The organism is Actinomadura chokoriensis (genome assembly GCF_039529475.1).
Taxonomy (GTDB): Bacteria; Actinomycetota; Actinomycetes; order Streptosporangiales; family Streptosporangiaceae; genus Spirillospora; species Spirillospora bangladeshensis.
In genome coordinates this window covers 222,184-237,493 of the sequence record NZ_BAAAMW010000007.1, presented here as the reverse complement: position 1 = coordinate 237,493, position 15,310 = coordinate 222,184, and the positions used below count along the sequence as shown (strand labels likewise).

At 77.4% G+C, this 15,310-nt stretch carries 14 protein-coding genes and 1 pseudogene; 9 read left to right on the top strand and 6 right to left on the bottom strand.

All coding sequences use genetic code 11. The features are described from left to right. The first annotated feature begins 88 nt into the window (after positions 1–88). Positions 89–916, top strand: coding sequence for a hypothetical protein (locus tag ABFX46_RS18125; protein WP_346043513.1), 828 nt, complete (start codon positions 89–91; stop codon positions 914–916). A 137-nt stretch (positions 917–1,053) separates the two neighbouring features. Then, entirely contained in the window at positions 1,054–2,703 is a 1,650-nt protein-coding gene (locus ABFX46_RS18120; protein WP_346043512.1) for a DUF885 domain-containing protein, read from the top strand. A gap of 13 nt (positions 2,704–2,716) precedes the next feature. On the opposite strand, the gene ABFX46_RS18115 is transcribed toward ABFX46_RS18120, so the two are convergent. The 3 genes from ABFX46_RS18115 to ABFX46_RS18105 all read right to left on the bottom strand — a co-directional run bounded on the left by ABFX46_RS18115 (position 2,717) and on the right by ABFX46_RS18105 (position 5,304). Next, positions 2,717–3,043, bottom strand: a complete 327-nt coding sequence (locus ABFX46_RS18115; RefSeq protein ID WP_346043510.1) for a hypothetical protein — start codon at positions 3,041–3,043, stop codon at positions 2,717–2,719. Positions 3,044–3,170: 127 nt separating this feature from the next. After that, positions 3,171–4,115 carry an alpha/beta hydrolase gene (locus ABFX46_RS18110; protein ID WP_346043508.1) on the bottom strand — a complete coding sequence of 315 codons (945 nt, stop codon included), beginning with the start codon at positions 4,113–4,115 and terminating at the stop codon, positions 3,171–3,173. 46 nt (positions 4,116–4,161) lie between these two features. Then, positions 4,162–5,304 carry an FAD-dependent monooxygenase gene (locus ABFX46_RS18105; RefSeq protein ID WP_346043506.1) on the bottom strand — a complete coding sequence of 381 codons (1,143 nt, stop codon included), beginning with the start codon at positions 5,302–5,304 and terminating at the stop codon, positions 4,162–4,164. A gap of 72 nt (positions 5,305–5,376) precedes the next feature. Here ABFX46_RS18105 and ABFX46_RS18100 point away from each other — a divergent pair, with 72 nt between their 5' ends. Together ABFX46_RS18100 and ABFX46_RS18095 are read left to right on the top strand one after the other, a co-directional pair. Next, positions 5,377–5,958, top strand: coding sequence for a TetR/AcrR family transcriptional regulator (locus ABFX46_RS18100; RefSeq protein ID WP_346043505.1), 582 nt, complete (start codon positions 5,377–5,379; stop codon positions 5,956–5,958). Between the two features lie 198 nt (positions 5,959–6,156). Next, positions 6,157–6,723, top strand: coding sequence for an RNA ligase 1 family protein (locus tag ABFX46_RS18095; protein ID WP_346043503.1), 567 nt, complete (start codon positions 6,157–6,159; stop codon positions 6,721–6,723). A gap of 65 nt (positions 6,724–6,788) precedes the next feature. Here the strand turns inward: ABFX46_RS18095 and ABFX46_RS18090 are convergent, their stop codons facing one another. Continuing rightward, positions 6,789–7,556 (bottom strand): TetR/AcrR family transcriptional regulator, encoded by a 768-nt coding sequence (locus ABFX46_RS18090; RefSeq protein WP_346043501.1) that lies wholly within the window; start codon positions 7,554–7,556, stop codon positions 6,789–6,791. A 99-nt stretch (positions 7,557–7,655) separates the two neighbouring features. On the opposite strand from ABFX46_RS18090, the gene ABFX46_RS18085 reads away from it, so the two are divergent. Beyond that, a complete protein-coding gene (locus ABFX46_RS18085; RefSeq protein WP_346043499.1) occupies positions 7,656–8,660 on the top strand; it encodes an ATP-binding cassette domain-containing protein in 1,005 nt (334 codons plus the stop codon). Then, positions 8,657–9,490, top strand: a complete 834-nt coding sequence (locus ABFX46_RS18080) for an ABC transporter permease (RefSeq protein WP_346043497.1) — start codon at positions 8,657–8,659, stop codon at positions 9,488–9,490. Before ABFX46_RS18085 ends, ABFX46_RS18080 begins: the two co-directional genes overlap by 4 nt. A gap of 45 nt (positions 9,491–9,535) precedes the next feature. Here the strand turns inward: ABFX46_RS18080 and ABFX46_RS18075 are convergent. Continuing rightward, positions 9,536–10,130: pseudogene (locus tag ABFX46_RS18075) on the bottom strand (GNAT family N-acetyltransferase). A gap of 5 nt (positions 10,131–10,135) precedes the next feature. After that, entirely contained in the window at positions 10,136–11,242 is a 1,107-nt protein-coding gene (gene rsgA, locus ABFX46_RS18070) for a ribosome small subunit-dependent GTPase A (RefSeq protein ID WP_346043495.1), read from the bottom strand. A 368-nt stretch (positions 11,243–11,610) separates the two neighbouring features. Here rsgA and ABFX46_RS18065 point away from each other — a divergent pair, with 368 nt between their 5' ends. From ABFX46_RS18065 to ABFX46_RS18055, 3 genes are all read left to right on the top strand, one after another. Further along, entirely contained in the window at positions 11,611–12,987 is a 1,377-nt protein-coding gene (locus ABFX46_RS18065; protein ID WP_346043493.1) for a hypothetical protein, read from the top strand. Positions 12,988–13,072: 85 nt separating this feature from the next. Beyond that, positions 13,073–13,831, top strand: a complete 759-nt coding sequence (locus ABFX46_RS18060) for a response regulator transcription factor (RefSeq protein ID WP_346043491.1) — start codon at positions 13,073–13,075, stop codon at positions 13,829–13,831. After that, complete coding sequence (locus ABFX46_RS18055; protein ID WP_346043489.1) at positions 13,828–15,309, top strand: sensor histidine kinase; 1,482 nt, start codon at positions 13,828–13,830, stop codon at positions 15,307–15,309. Before ABFX46_RS18060 ends, ABFX46_RS18055 begins: the two co-directional genes overlap by 4 nt. The last annotated feature ends 1 nt before the right edge of the window (position 15,310 follow it).

Here is a 15,310-nt window from a genome sequence, read left to right as displayed (position 1 = left end):
CGTTCGGGATACGTGCGCGCGGGTGAAGATCGGTTCAGCGGGGTGAGGGGGCCGGTCGGGGCGGGGCGGGGTTGTTAGTGTTGCGGCCATGTCGAGGCCGTTGCCGCCGGGTGACCCCCTTCAGCTGGGGCCGTTCCGTCTGTCGGCGCGTTTGTCGGAGTCCGCCGCCGGGATCGTGTTCCTGGGGGTGGACGGTGAGGGGCGGCGCGCGAGTGTGGCGGTGCTGAACCGGGGTGCGGCGGGGGATGCGGCGGCGCGGGGCCGGTTCCGGGCGGCGATCAACGCGGCGGTGCCGGCGGCGGGTGCGGTGCCGGGCCGGGGGCCGGTGGAGGCGCCGGGTGCCGGGTCGGGCGGCGGGCGGGCGGCGGCGCCGGTGGTGGCGGCGCAGCCGGACGGTCCGGCGCCGTGGGTGGCGACGCTGTACGAGGCCGACCGGGTGGGTGCGGAGCGGTTCTTGGAGCCGGTGGTGTTCCAGGGGTCGGGCCGGTCGTGGTGGGGCGGGCGGCGGCGCGGGCCGCAGTTCCAGCCGTACTGGCTGGGGTCGGGGGAGCCGGCGCTGGAGGGTCCGCGGCGTCCGGAGCCGCCGGTGCCGGGTGCGGGGCCGGTGGGGGAGCGTCCGCCGGACCGGAACCTGGTGGCGGCGACGGTGGGGCTGGCGGCGGCGCTGCTGGTGCTGGCGCTGCTGATGGCGGTGCTGTTCGCGTGCCAGCCGGTGGTGAAGGAGCCGCCGCCTCCGCCGCCGGAGCCGACGCCGTCGTTCCCGCAGCCGTCGCAGCCGTCGTCTCCGTCGCAGCCGTCGTCTCCGTCGTCGCCGTCTCCTTCCCCGTCGCCGGCGCCGACGTCTCCGGGTCCGTCCTCGCCGGGTCCGTCGCCGTCTCCGTCGGGGACCGGCGGCGACGATGGCGCGCCGCTGTGAGGCGGCTGGGGCGGGTGTCGGGTGCGGTGCCGGTGGGGTTGTGGGTGCGGCCGGCGGTGGGGGCCCGCTGAGCGGGGTTCGGTGTTTTGGCACATTTCCATGATCACTTTTGCGGGTGGGGGTCGTAGCCTGGGGCGATGACCGCACTGGATGACCTTGCCGGCCGGTACGCGGACGAGTTCGCCGCGCTGGATCCGTGCCTGGCGGCGCTGATGGGGATCGCGGGGCAGGAGGCCCGGCTGACCGACTACGGGCCGGAGGGGGTGGCGGCGCGGGCGGAGTTGGCGCGGCGGACGCTGGCGGAGCTGGGCGGGGTGCCGGTCGGGGGCGGGGACGCGGAGCGGGTCGCGGCGGCGGTGATGCGCGAGCGGCTCGAGGTCGAGGTGGCTTTGGACGAGGCGGGGGTGCGGGAGGGGGCTCTGGACACCATCGACGGGCCGGTGCAGCGGCTGCGGATGGCGGTGGAGCTGCTGGACCGGGGTGCGGAGACCGACTGGGAGGCGGTGCTGGGGCGGGTGGGGGCGCTGCCGGGGGCGCTGGCGGGGTTGCGGGTGTCGTTGGAGCGGGCGTGCGGGCGGGGGCGGGTGGCGGCGCGGCGGCAGGTCGTCCGCAATGCGCGGGAGTGTGCGGAGTTCCCGGCGTTCCTGGCGGGGCTGGCGGCGCGGTACGGGGAGGGGCCGCTGGGTGCGGGGCTGGCGGGTGCGGTGCGGGCGGCGTCGGCGGCGCTGGTGGAGTTCGGGGAGTTCCTGTCGGGGACGCTGGCGGCGCGGGCGCCGGAGCGGGACGCGCTGGGCGCGGACCGGTACCGGCTGGGGGTGCGGGAGTTCCTGGGGACGGAGCTGGATCTGGAGGAGACGTACGCGTGGGGGTGGGAGGAGCTGGCGCGGATCGAGGCGGAGATGGCGGTGGTGGCGGGGGAGATCGCGCCGGGTGAGCCGCTGCCGGCGGTGATGGCGGCGCTGGACGCCGATCCGGCGTACCGGGTGGTGGGCGCGGAGGCGTTCCGGGGGTGGATCCAGGAGCTGGCGGACCGGGCGATCGCGGATCTGGACGGGGCGCATTTCGACATTCCGGAGCCGCTGCGGCGGATCGAGTGCCGGATCCCGCCGGTGGAGTCGGGGATCTACTATGTGGCGCCGGCGGAGGACCTGTCGCGTCCGGGGACGGTGTGGTGGACGGTGCGGGACCCGTCCGCGGAGATCGTGACGTGGACGGTGCCGACGACGATGTTCCACGAGGGGGTGCCGGGCCATCATCTGCAGCTGGGGGTGACGGCGCTGAATCCGCGGCTGAACCGGTTCCAGCGGTTGGCGAGCGAGCTGCATCCGGGGCACTGCGAGGGGTGGGGGCTGTACGCGGAGCGGTTGATGGACGAGCTGGGGCACTACCGGGATCCGGCGCACCGGCTGGGGATGCTGGCGGGCGGGCAGCGGTTCCGGGCGGCGCGGGTGATCTTGGACATCGGGTTGCATCTGGAGCTGCCGATCCCGGCGGGTGCGGGGTTCCATGAGGGGGAGCGGTGGACGCCGGAGCTGGGGGTGGAGTTCCTGCGGTCGCGCAAGGGCCCGGACACCGATGCGGCGGTGGTGTTCGAGATCGACCGGTATCTGGGGCGTCCGGGGCAGGCGATCGCCTACAAGCTGGGGGAGAAGGTGTGGCTGGAGGCGCGGGAGGCGGCGCGGCGCCGTGCCGGGGCGGCGTTCGATCTGAAGGAGTTCCACCGGCGGGCGCTGGATCTGGGGCCGATGGGGCTGGACCGGCTGCGGGCCGAGCTCGCGGGCGCTTGAGCCGGGGGCCGGTTCAGACGGGTTCGGCCGGGTTGAGGCCGGACGCGGACGTGTGGAGGGTGGTGGCGCCGGTCTCGCGGAGCCAGCGGCGGGTTCCGGCGGCGTCCCGGTCGTCCTCGTCGGTCCGGTCGGTCCGGTCGTCCTCGTCGGTCCGGTCGGTCCGGTCGGGCTGGTCGGTGGCGGTGTCGTCGGTGATGCGGGCGATGTGGCAGGCTTCCTCGTCGCCGTGGTCGAGGACGTGCTTGACGTAGTGCGGTGGCCACCGCAGCAGGATGCGGCGGCCGCAGGAGGGGCAGGCCCACTCCTCCAGCCCGGACCCCGCGGTCCGGACCCTCCCCATTTCGTGTGTTCTGTGCAAAGCGGTGGCCCCCTCGACCGTCGGTGTGTTCCGGCAAATCGGCCTCTGACCTCTGATTTCCGGCGTCGGGGGCGTTAAACGGCCCGGGCAAGCGGCTTTAAGACCGGTGTCAAGAGCGCCCGGGGCGGTCCGGGGCGGCGGTGAGGGCGCGGTGGACGGCGGCGCCGATCTCGGCGACGGCCTCGGCGGGGCGGCGCGCGAACGCGCCCCAGCCGAGGAACCCGTGGTCCAGGCCGGTCCCGGTGATGCGGGTGACGGGGACGCCGGCGGCGCGGAGCCGGTCGGCGTGGCGTTCGGCCTGGGGCCGCAGCCGGTCGTGCTCGGCGGTCGCGATGATCGCGGGCGGCAGCCCGGCGGGGTCGGGGTCCAGCAGCGGGGAGACGTCGGGGCGGGTGCGGTCGGTGCCGCGCAGGTAGGCGCGCAGGGCGCGGTCGACGCCGGAGCGGGGGAGTTCCAGGCCGTCGGGGTCGGGCGGCGGCGGCGGGACCTCGCGCAGGTCGAGGGCCGGGTACAGCAGCACCTGCAGGGCGGGCCGGTCGGGTCCGGGGGCGCGCAGGATCCCGGCGGCCGCGGCGGCGATCTGCCCGCCGGCGCTGTCGCCGGCCACGCCGATCCGGGCGGGGTCGGCGTCCAGGGAGGCGGCGTTGTGGGCGGTCCAGCGGACGGCGGCGACGGCGTCGTCCAGCGCGGCGGGGAAGGGGTCCTCGGGCGGGCGCCGGTAGCCGACCGACAGCCACGCGACGCCGCTGGCGAGGGCGAGGGCCCGCACGACGGGGTCGTAGGAGTCGACGTCGCCGAGCACCCAGCCGCCGCCGTGGAAGTAGACCAGCAGCGGCGCGGGCCCGTCCCAGGCGGGCCGGTACAGCCGGGCGGGCAGCGGCCCGGCGGGGCCGTCCACCCGCAGGTCGCGGACGGTGTCGACGGGTGGGCGCGGGGAGCGGGCGAGGTCGGCGGCGTGGTCGCGGCGCGCGTCCTCGACCGTCCCGCCGCCGCCTCCGGGCGCGGCGAGGCGGCGCCGCAGGAACGCCAGGTACTCCGGATCACGCCCCGTCACACCCCCGAGCCTACGGCCCCCGCCCGGTGGGGCGCGGGGCGGCGGGTCAGGCGGGCGGGTGCCAGCGGAAGAGGGCGTCGGCCTGGCGGAGGACGGCGGTGGGGCCGAGGAGGCCGGCCAGGCGCATCGCGGTGTCGCGGGCGGCGGCGGGGACGCGGCCGGACAGGGCGGTGAGGGCGGCGACGCGGTGGGAGCGGCGCATGACCGCGGTGGTGCGGGGCAGCCGCGCGGCGGTGTAGGCGCTCAGGGGGGCGCCGGTCGCGGCGGTGTGGGCGAGGACGACGGCGTCCTCGATGGCCTGGCAGGCGCCCTGGCCGAGGTTGGGGGTCATGGGGTGGGCGGCGTCGCCGAGCAGCGCGATCCTGCCCTGGTGGAGGGCGGGCAGGGGGCGGGGCAGGTCGTGGACGTCGTTGCGCAGGAGCGCGCCGGGGGAGACGGCGTCCAGGAGGGCGGGGACGGGGTGGTGCCAGCCGCCGAACAGGCGCCGCAGTTCGGCGCGCTCGTCGTCGGCGCGGGCGCCTTCGGGGGCGCGGGCGGTGGCGTAGAAGTAGGTGCGGCCGCCGGCGAGGGGGACGGTGCCGAAGACCCGGCCGCGGCCCCAGGTCTCGCCGGGCGCGGCGTCGGGGAAGGGCGCGGTGACCAGGCCGCGCCAGGCGGTCATGCCGGTGTAGCGGACGGGCGGGTGGCCGGGGAACAGGGCGGTGCGGACGGCGGAGCGGATCCCGTCGGCGGCGACGACCAGGTCGGCGTGCAGGTCGGTGCGGCGGCCGCGGGCGTCGGTGGTGGTGAGGGCGCCGCCGGGGGCCGCGTCGGTGGCGGTGGAGCCGAGGTGGACGATGCCGTCGGGGAGCCGGGAGGTGAGGACCTCGACGAGGTCGGCGCGGTGGAGGGCGACGACGGGGTCGCCGTAGCGGGCGTGGGCGGCCTCGGCGGAGGTGCGGCTGAGCCAGGTCCCGTCGGGGCGGCGGATGCCGCCGGTTCCGGTCATGGCGGCGAGGCGGCGGACGGCGTCGCCGGCGCCGATGGTGTCCAGGGCGCGCAGGGCGTTGGGGCCGAGTGCCAGGCCGGACCCGGCGGGGTCCAGGGACGCGGCGCGTTCGTGCAGGTCCACGGTCCAGCCGCGGCGGTGCAGGGCCGCGGCGGCGGTGAGGCCGCCGATGCCGGCGCCGATGACGATCGCGTGCGGCATGCTTCCACCCTTCGCTGACTACAGATGTAGTGCCGATACTACGCCTGTAGTGCCGGCGGGTAGGATCCGGGGGTGAGCTCACCGCGCGCCCGGCTCGTCGCCGACACCGCCATCGCCCTGCTGGCCGACCGCGGCATGCGGGGCCTGACCCACCGCGCCGTCGACGAGGCCGCCGGGCTGCCGCCCGGGTCGGCGTCCAACCTCGCCCGCACCCGCGCGGCGCTGCTGGAGCTGGCCCTGGCGCGCCTCACCGAGCTGGAGGAGGGCCGCTTCACCGGCGTGGACGCCCCGCCCGGCCTGTCCCGCGGCGCGCTGGCGGCGCGGCTGGCCGGCGTGCTGCGCCTGCAGCTGACCGCCGGCCGCGCCCACACCCTGGCCCGCTACGAGCTGGCGCTGGAGGCGACCCGGCGGCCGGAGCTGCGCGCCGTCTACGACGCAGCCGGGCGCCGGTTCCGGGACGCGGCCCGCGCGCTGATGGCCGCGGCCGGGTCCCCCGACCCCGCCGCGCACGCGCACGGCCTGGTCGCGCTCGCCGAGGGCCTGATGTTCGACGCGATCGCCGGCGCCGGCCCCGAACCGTCCCCCGAGCGGCTGCGCGCCGCCGTCGCGGCCTACCTGGCCGGCGTCCTGCCCCCCGAAGGGCCGCACCGGTAGCCCTGCCGCGCCTCGGGCGGCGGGGGAAAACCCGTTGCGGCGCGCGGCGCGGCCGGGGACCCTGATCACGGCGGGCGCACCGCCCCCGGGCGCCGGTCCCGGGATCGCACCCCGCCGGCGCCACCGGTCCCGTCCCCGCGTCACCCTGGGGACGGGATCCCGCCGCTCTCACCCCGCCGCTGTCACCGGGAGGACGCCATGCGCAAGATCCCCACCGTGTTCGTCCGCGACTGGGACGGCGACCCCCGGTACGTCACCCGCGAACCCGACCCGGACTGCGCGTGGGTGTTCGCCGGCGAGGGCCGCGCCACCCGCAAGTACGACGGCACCTGCGTCCGCTTCGACGGGGACCGGTGGCTCGCCCGCCGCGAGGTCAGGCCCGGCCGCGATGCCCCGCCCGGGTTCACCGCCCTGTCCACCGACCCGGCCACCGGCAAGACGATCGGATGGGAGCCGGCCGAGCAGTCGGCGTTCTGGCGGCACCTGCGGCCCGCCATCGAGGCCGGCGCCCACGAGCCCGGCACCTACGAGCTCATCGGCCCGAAGATCAACGGGAACCCCGAGGGAGCCGACCGGCACCTGCTGGTCCGGCACGGCGCCGACGACCTCGGCGAGGTCCCCCTCGACCACGACGGACTGGCCGCCTGGCTGCGCGCCCGCCCCTACGAGGGCATCGTCTGGCACGCCCCCGACGGCCGCATGGCCAAGCTCAAGCGCCGCGACTTCCCGCCCGCCCGACCGGGGGAGACGCCGGCACCGAGCTGACCGCCGGGGCCCGCCGCGCCGACCCGCGCCGACCCGCGCCGACCCGCGCCGGGCCCCACTGGCGGCTACGCGGGCGGCGGGTCGGATGGCGGCGGGTCGGATGGCGGGGCGCCGAGGGCGGGCAGGGCGCGGCCGATGCAGTCCAGGACGCGGTCCAGCCCGTAGCGGAACTGCTCCTCCTCGGACATGTGCGGCAGCCGGGCGTCCAGCACGATCCGCTCGAACATCGGGTAGCGGCCCGTGCCGAGCAGCTCGCGGACGTGGCCGGCGTTCTCCATCATCCAGCGCTCCGGCGTCATCCCGCTCTGCCGCGCCTCCCGCGACCACTCGATCTCGCCGCGCACCACCCGCTCGACGTAGCCGTTCAGCATGTCCAGCAGGACGAAGATCTCGTCGATCGGGATCCCGACGTCCAGGGCGCCGAACGCGAACTCCAGCAGCCGCAGCCGGTTGGGGCCGAACGTGGCGCGCGGGCGCCACAGGGCCGCCAGCCACGGGTGCGCCCGCCACACCCGCCGGGTGTTCTCGGCGACCAGGGTCAGGTCGGCGCGCCAGTCGCCGCTCGGCCGCTCGGGGACGCCGGTCTCCAGCAGGACGTGGTCGACCATCAGCTCGACCAGGTCGTCGCGGGAGGGGACGTAGCGGTACAGCGACATCGCGCCGGTGCCGAGGTCGGCGGCGATGCGGCGCATCGACGCGGCCTCCAGCCCCTCGGCGTCGGCGATGCGGACCGCCGCCTCGGTGATCTGGGCGCGGCTGTAGGCGGGCCGCGGGCCGCGGCCCTGCCGCTCGGGCACCGTCCAGATGCTCGCGTGCTCCCCGCCCTGTGCCACCGGACCTCCTGTTCGACGCCGTCTTCGGCATCCTAGTTGCGTACGACGTACCCAGTTGTCTACCGTGGGATGCGTACACCGTACCCAGAGGGGGAAGTCGTGCCCGACGAACCGATCGTGCTGGCCGAGGCGCTGCGCAAGCGCTACGGCACCACCCAAGCCCTGGACGGCCTCGACCTCGCCGTCCCCGCCGGCACCGTCTGCGGGGTCCTCGGCCCCAACGGCGCCGGCAAGACCACCGCCGTGCGGATCCTGGCGACGCTCGCCGACGCCGACTCCGGGCACGCCCGCATCGCCGGCCACGACGTCGCCCGGCGGCCCGACCGGGTGCGCGCCCGCATCGGCCTGGCCGGCCAGTACGCCGCCGTCGACGAGAAGCTCACCGGACGCGGCAACCTGCGCATGTTCGGCCGCCTGTACCACCTGCCCCGCCGCGAGGCCCGCCGCCGCGCCGACGAGCTGCTGGAGCGGTTCGGGCTCGCCGACGCCGCCGACCGGCAGGTCGCCGGCTACTCCGGCGGGATGCGCCGCCGCCTCGACCTGATCACCAGCCTGATCCTGCGCCCGCAGGTGCTGTTCCTGGACGAGCCCACCACCGGCCTGGACCCCCGCAGCCGCGGCGAGATCTGGGACACCGTCCGCGACCTGGTCGCCGAGGGCACCACCGTCCTGCTCACCACCCAGTACCTGGACGAGGCCGACCACCTCGCCGACGACATCGCCGTCATCGACCACGGCCGCGTCATCGCCACCGGCACCCCCGACCGGCTCAAGGCCTCCATCGGCGACCGCCTCGACGTCGTCCTGGACGACCCCGCCGGAGCCGGCGCCGCCGCCGACGTCCTGCAGCGCCTCACCGGCGCCTATCCGGCCCTGGACGGCGACCGGCTCTCGGTCGCGCTGCCCGCCGGATCCGTCCGGCTCGCCGACGTCGTCCGCGAACTCGACCGCGCCGGCGTCGCCGCCGCCGACGCCGGCCTGCGCCGCCCCACCCTCGACGAGGTGTTCCTGCGCCTCACCGGAACTCCCCCGACCGACACCGGCAGCGACACCGGAACCGGCGGGACCGCCGGCGCCGCCCGGGAGAAGGAGACCGTCCGATGACCGCCCTCAGCGCGCCCGCCACCCGCGCCGGGCGGCTGCGCTGGACCCTCGCCGACGGCCTCGTCCTCATCGGCCGCGAACTGTCGCGCATCCGGCAGGAACCCGGCGAACTCGTCGCCGCGCTCGTCTTCCCCGCCGTCATGGTCGTGCTGTTCGGCTACGTGTTCGGCAGCGCCATCTCCGTCCCCGGCGGCGGCGACTACCGCGAATACCTCATGCCCGGCCTGTTCGCCATGGTCACCTTCACCGCCACCATGGCCGTCGCCCTGCGGGTCGCCACCGACGCCTCCCGCGGCGTCATGGACCGGTTCCGCTCCATGCCGATGGCCCGCTCCGCCGTCCCCTTCGGGCAGACCGGCGCCGAGATCCTCAACGGCGTCCTCGGCATGGCCATCATGGCCGCCGCCGGGCTGGCCGTCGGCTGGCGCGCCCGCAACGGCGTCTGGCCCACCGTCGAGGCGTTCGCGCTGCTGGCCCTCATGCGGTACGCGCTCAGCTGGGCCGGCTGCTACCTCGGCCTCGTCGTCAAGAACGAGCAGACCGCCGACCAGCTCCTCCCGCTGGTGTTCCCGGTCACCATGCTGTCCAACTCCTTCGTCCCCACCGACGGCATGCCCAAGGTCCTGCAGGTCATCGCCGACTGGAACCCCGTCAGCGCCCTCACCGCCGCCTGCCGCGACCTGTTCGGCAACCCCGGCGCCCCCGCAGGCGGCGCCGACCCGGCCTGGCCCGTCGCCCACCCCGTCGCCGCCACCCTCGGCTGGTCCCTGCTGCTGCTCGCGGTGTTCGTGCCGCTGTCGGTGCGCACCTACCGGCGCCGCGGCCGGTGACCCCGCGGCCCGCGACCGGAGAACCGGCCGCGGGCCGCGGGACCCTCACACCCCGAACGGGGCCGGATAGGCGACCGTCCCGGACGGCACCGGACCCGGACCGTCCAGCACCAGCGCCATCAGCGCCTCGTCCGGCCACCTCGAACGACGCCCCGCCGCCCAGCGACGACGCGCGCGCGAACCCGAACCGCGGGTAGTAGTCCGGATGCCCGAGCACCACCACCAGCCGCTCGCCCCCGGCCGCCGCGCGCCGCGCCGCAGCGCCGAGCACCGCGCGGACGGCCGCGCCGCCCCCGCCCCGCCGCTGCAGCCCCGGCAGCACCGCCACCGGCGCCAGCGCCAGCGCGGCCGCGCCGCCGACCCGGCACCGCGTCACCAGCGCATACGCGGCGATCCGCCCGGCCGGAACCTCGCCGCCCGGGTCCCCGGCGCGCTCCGAGGACGCCGCCGGGCCGACCACTGGGCCGACCACCGGGTCAGCCGCCGGATCGACCGCCGAGGCGACCATCGACAGGCCCGGGATCCACGCCGGGTCGCGGCGCAGCGCGTCCACCAGATCGGCCTCGGCGGCCGTCGGGAACGCCGCCTCCACCACCGCGCGGACGGCGCCGGCGTCGCCGGGCGCCTCCGGCCGCACCATCCACCTCATCGGTCCCGCCCCCGCTCCCGGTACATGCGCCGCTGCGCCTTGCGGATCGACTTCCACCGGTCCTCCCGTTCGGCGCGCAGCCGCGCGTCGGTCCGCGACGCCGCCCACTCGCTCTCGCGCAGCAGCCTGCGGTAGCCGTCGAGGCGGCGGGCCGGCAGCGTCCCGCCCTCGACCGCCGCCAGCACGGCGCAGCCCGGCTCGGACACGTGCGCGCAGTCACCGAACCGGCACCCCGCCGCCAGCTCGGCGATGTCGGCGAACGCGCGCTCCAGCCCCTCGGACGCCTCGACCAGGCCGACCGCGCGCAGCCCCGGCGTGTCGATCAGGACACCGCCGCCCGGCAGCGGCAGCAGCTCCCGCCGCACCGTGGTGTGGCGGCCCTTGCCGTCGGTGTCGCGGACCGCGCCCGTCGCCAGGACCTCCGCGCCCAGCAGCGCGTTGCCGAGCGTGGACTTGCCCGCGCCCGACGGCCCGACCAGCACCACCGTCCCCGACAGGACGGCCCGGACGGCGTCGACGCCGTCACCGGTCACGGCGCTGCACGCCACGACCTCCACGCCCGGCGCCGCGGCGGCGGCCTCGGCCTCCGCCGCGGCGATGGCGGGGGACCGGTCGGCCTTGGTCAGCACGACCACCGGCCGCGCGCCGCTCTCCCAGGCCAGTGCGACCAGCCGCTCGATCCGCCCCGGCGCGGGACGGGCCGCCGGCGGCACCACGATCGCGACCGTGTCGACGTTGGCGGCCAGGACCTGGCCGCGCGAATCGCGCGACGCCGACGCCCGCACGATCGCGGTGCGGCGCGGCAGCAGCGCCGCCACCGCCGGGCGCCCGTCCGGGCCGTCCGGGCGCAGCGCCGCCCAGTCGCCCGTGCACGGCGCCGCCACCGGACCGGTCAGCGGACCGGCCAGCGGATCAGGGGACGCGGCACTCGTGGACGCCCGGGCCGGGCCGTCCTCGGTGACCACGTCGCACAGGCCGCGGTCGACCGCGGCCACGCGCGCGGGCACCAGCCCCGCCGCGCGATGAGAAGTGAACTGCTCTTCCAGGGCCTCGTCCCAGCCGTAGGCGGCCAGGGGGGACGGGCCCGCGAATGCGGAAGACAATGCTGTGGAACCCTCACGTGAAAAGGGGCCCCGGCGTACGCGATGCCGCGGCGGCCGCGCGGTGCGCGGCCGGGCGAGTGACAGCCCTGCGGGATCAGCTCAGCCGGCGGCCCGGGAAATGGGAACGGGCCGAATGCTGCGGGCAGCAGCCACCTGGGCGACGGCCATGCATCCCCACCTCCTCACGTTTCGCCCGTGACGTTACCCGACCCCGCCGCCGCACGCCACCGATTAACCCGCGCCGACCCGCGCCGGCCGGCCGGCGCCCGCCGCGGACTGGGGCGGACTGGGGCGGCCGCCGGTGACCGGCACCGGCCGTCGCCAGTTATGGTGATTTGGGGGGGCGGATCGCGATGAGGGGCGTGGCCGTGGACGACAGAGACCAGCACGACGGCGACCGGACCGGGACCGACCGGAATGAGCCCGACCGGACCGGGACCGGCCGGAGGGAACCCGGCCGGGACGAGCCGGGGCTCGCCGAGCGGGCCCGGCGCGCCGACCGGGTCGCCGCCGAGCGGCTGGAGGAGATCTGGGACGGGCTGGCCCCGGCCGCCGAGGCCGCCGCGCGGCTGGCCGCGCACGCCGGGGAACCGGTCCGGATCGCCGCCCGCGACGCCGCCGCGCTCGCCGCCGACCGCATCCTGGAGCAGGTGGCGGGCACGCCCGCGATGAAGGCGATCGAGCGGGCCGCCCGCGACGCCGCCGTCCGCGCGGCGCTCGCCGCCGCCGAGCGGGCCGTCGCCGAGGCGCGCGCCGCCGCGGCCGCCAACCCCGCGACCGCGGGCGCGCTGGAGGCCGCCACCGCCGCGATGACCCTCGCCGAGCAGCTCGCCGCGCAGGCCGCCCGGCACCCCATGGCCGCCGCCGCGCGCCGCCTGGCCGCCGACAGCCCCCTCGCCCGCGCCGCCACCGCCACCGCGCTCGACGTCGCCGGGCGCACCGCGTCCTCGCCCGTCGTGCAGGCCGCCACCCGGACGGTCGTGGACGCCGCGATCGACACCGTCGCCGACGCGGCCGTCGACGCCGCCATGACCGCCGGGCGGGACGTCGTCGCCCGCGTCGTCCGCGAGACCGCCGAGCAGGCCGCCCGCGACGCCGCCGCGGCCCTGCGCGACACCGCCCGCGAGAGCGGCCTGACCGCCGAGCTGGCGCCGCTGGCCGGGCTCGCCTCCCGCGCCGCCGGATCGGACACCGCCCGCTCCGCCGGGGACCTGGTCGCCGCCGCGGCGGGCAGCGCGTTCGCCCGCACCGCCCGCGACCTGGCCGTGCGGGCCGCGTCCCGCGCCTTCACCGTCGCGATGGAGGCTGCGCTGCGCGAGCTGCTGCGCGACGCCCTCAAACTCGCCATGAAGGAGCGGCTGCGCGGCATGATCCTGGACGTCTCCCGCGACGTCGTCATCGACGTCGCCAAGACCACCTGGACCACCGCGACCCGCCCCGCCGCCGCCACCAAGACGACCGCCACGACCAGGACGACCGTCAAGGCCACGGTCGTCGAGACCGGCGCGCGAGACGCGGACCCGTGGGCGCGGGCCGCCGCCGACACCGCCGGCACCGCCGAAGGGGAGGTCGAGGCGACCGTGGAGGTCACCGTCGAAACGCCCGCGCCCGGCGACGCACCAGACGATGAGCCCCGGGAGGCGGCCGGCGACGCGGCCGTCGACGCGGCCGGGGACGGGCAGGGCGGGGACCCGTGGGCGCGGGCCACCGCCCGCGGCGCCGCCGAGGCCCCGCCGGAGCCGTGAACCGGCCCTCAGAAGATCCTGAGAGAACCATGAGAAACCCCGGCCGGTGCGCGGGCCGCCCACCGGCGCTGTTTACGGTGAGTGCATGGAGTCCGACACCCGGGGGGCCGAACCCGCGCGGATACTGGTCGTCGACGACGAACCCGCCGTCCGCGAATCGCTGACCAGCAGCCTGGAGTTCGAGGGATACCGCGTCGAGGACGCCGCCGACGGCGTCCTGGCCCTCCGGCAGGTCGAACGCCGGCCCCCCGACCTGGTCGTCCTGGACGTCCTCATGCCGCGGATGGACGGCCTGACCACCTGCCGGCGGCTGCGCGCCCTCGGCGCCACCATGCCGGTGCTGATGCTCACCGCCCGCGACATGGTCGGCGACCGCGTCACCGGCCTGGACGCCGGCGCCGACGACTACCTCGCCAAGCCGTTCGAGCTGGACGAGCTCCTCGCCCGCGTCCGCGCCCTGCTGCGCCGCGCCGCCATGAACGCCGCCATGAACGCCGCGGCCGCCGGCGCCCCCGGCGGCGCCCCCGGTGACGGCGGCGTGCTCGCCTTCGACGACCTGCGCATGGACACCCTCACCCGCGAGGTCACCCGCGCCGGGACGCCCGTCGAACTGACCCGCACCGAGTACATGCTGCTGGAGATGTTCCTCGCCCACCCCCGGCAGGTCCTCACCCGCGAGCAGATCCTGGAGACGGTGTGGGGGTTCGACTTCGAACCGGCCTCCAACTCCCTGGACGTGTACGTGATGTACCTGCGGCGCAAGACCGAGGCGGGCGGGCTGCCGCGGCTCGTGCACACCGTCCGCGGCGTCGGGTACGTGCTGCGCACGGCGGCGTCCCCATGAACGGCCGGGGGGCGACCCGCGCCCCCGCGACCCGCCCCCCGGTGACGCGGCGGCTCACGCTGCGCGCCCGGATGGCGCTGCTGACCGCCGCCGCCGTCGCGCTCGCCGTCGCCGCCTGCGCCACCGCCGGGTGGCTGCTCACCCGCAACCAGCTGTACCAGGAGCTCGACCGGCGGCTGGCCGCCACCTCCGGCGGCCCGCCCGGCGGGCCCGAGCACGACCGGCCGTTCCGCGGCACCGCCCTGCGGATCGAGGAGGCCCTCCTCCGCTGCTCGCAGGACCCCGCCGGCGGCGCCAACCTCCCGCCCGGCCCCTACGAGATGACGCAGGTCGTCACCGCCTCCGGGCGGCGCTGCACCCTGCCCGGCGCCGGCGCGCTGGAGGTCACCGCCGCCGACGTCGAGGTCGCCCGCGGCGAACGCGGCCACGTCTACCACGACGGCACCGGCGTCACCGCCTCCGGCGCCGCCGACCACGTCCGCGTCCTCACCCGCCCCTTCCGCGCGCAGGACGGCACCACCGCCGCGGTGTCCTACGCCATCTCCCTCGACGAGGTCGAAGGGCCCCTGGACAACCTCGCGCTGCTGCTCACCGCCGTCACCGCCCTCGGCGTGCTGGTGTCGGCCGCCGCCGGCCTGGCGATCGCGCGGGCGTCGCTGCGTCCGGTGGACGAGCTGACCGGCGCCGTCGAGCACATCGCCCGCACCGAGGACCTCGCCACCCGCATCCCCGAGGAGGGCACCGACGAGATCGCCCGGCTCAGCCGCTCCTTCAACGCCATGACCGGCGCGCTGGCCGCCTCCCGGGAACGGCAGCGGCAGCTCATCGCCGACGCCGGGCACGAGCTGCGCACCCCCCTCACCAGCCTGCGCACCAACATCGACCTGCTGCTGCGCGCCGAGGCCACCGGCCGGGACCTGCCGGCCGCCGCCCGCCGCAACCTGCTCACCAGCGTCAAGGCGCAGATGCGGGAGCTGTCCAGCCTCGTCGGGGACCTGCTGGAACTCGCCCGCCCCGACGAGGCCCGGCCGGTCCGCGCGGCCGTCGCGCTGCACGACGTCGTCGCCCGCGCCGTGGAGCGCGCCCGGCTGCGCGGCCCCGGCCTCACCGTCGACGCCGAGACCGCCCCCTGGTACGTGCTCGGCGACCCCGCCTCCCTGGAACGCGCCGTCGTCAACCTCCTCGACAACGCCGTGAAGTTCAGCCCGCCCGGCGGCACCGTCACCGTCCGCCTCACCGGCGGGGAGCTCACCGTGCGGGACCGCGGCCCCGGCATCCCCGGCGAGGACCTCCCGCACGTGTTCGAGCGGTTCTGGCGGTCCCCGTCCGCGCGGAGCCTGCCCGGCTCCGGGCTCGGGCTGTCCATCGTCGCCCGCGTCGTCGCCGAGTCCGGCGGGGACGTCGCGCTGGAGCCCACGCCCGGCGGCGGCACCCTCGCCCGCGTCCGCCTGCCCGGGACCCCGGCCCCCCGCGACTGAT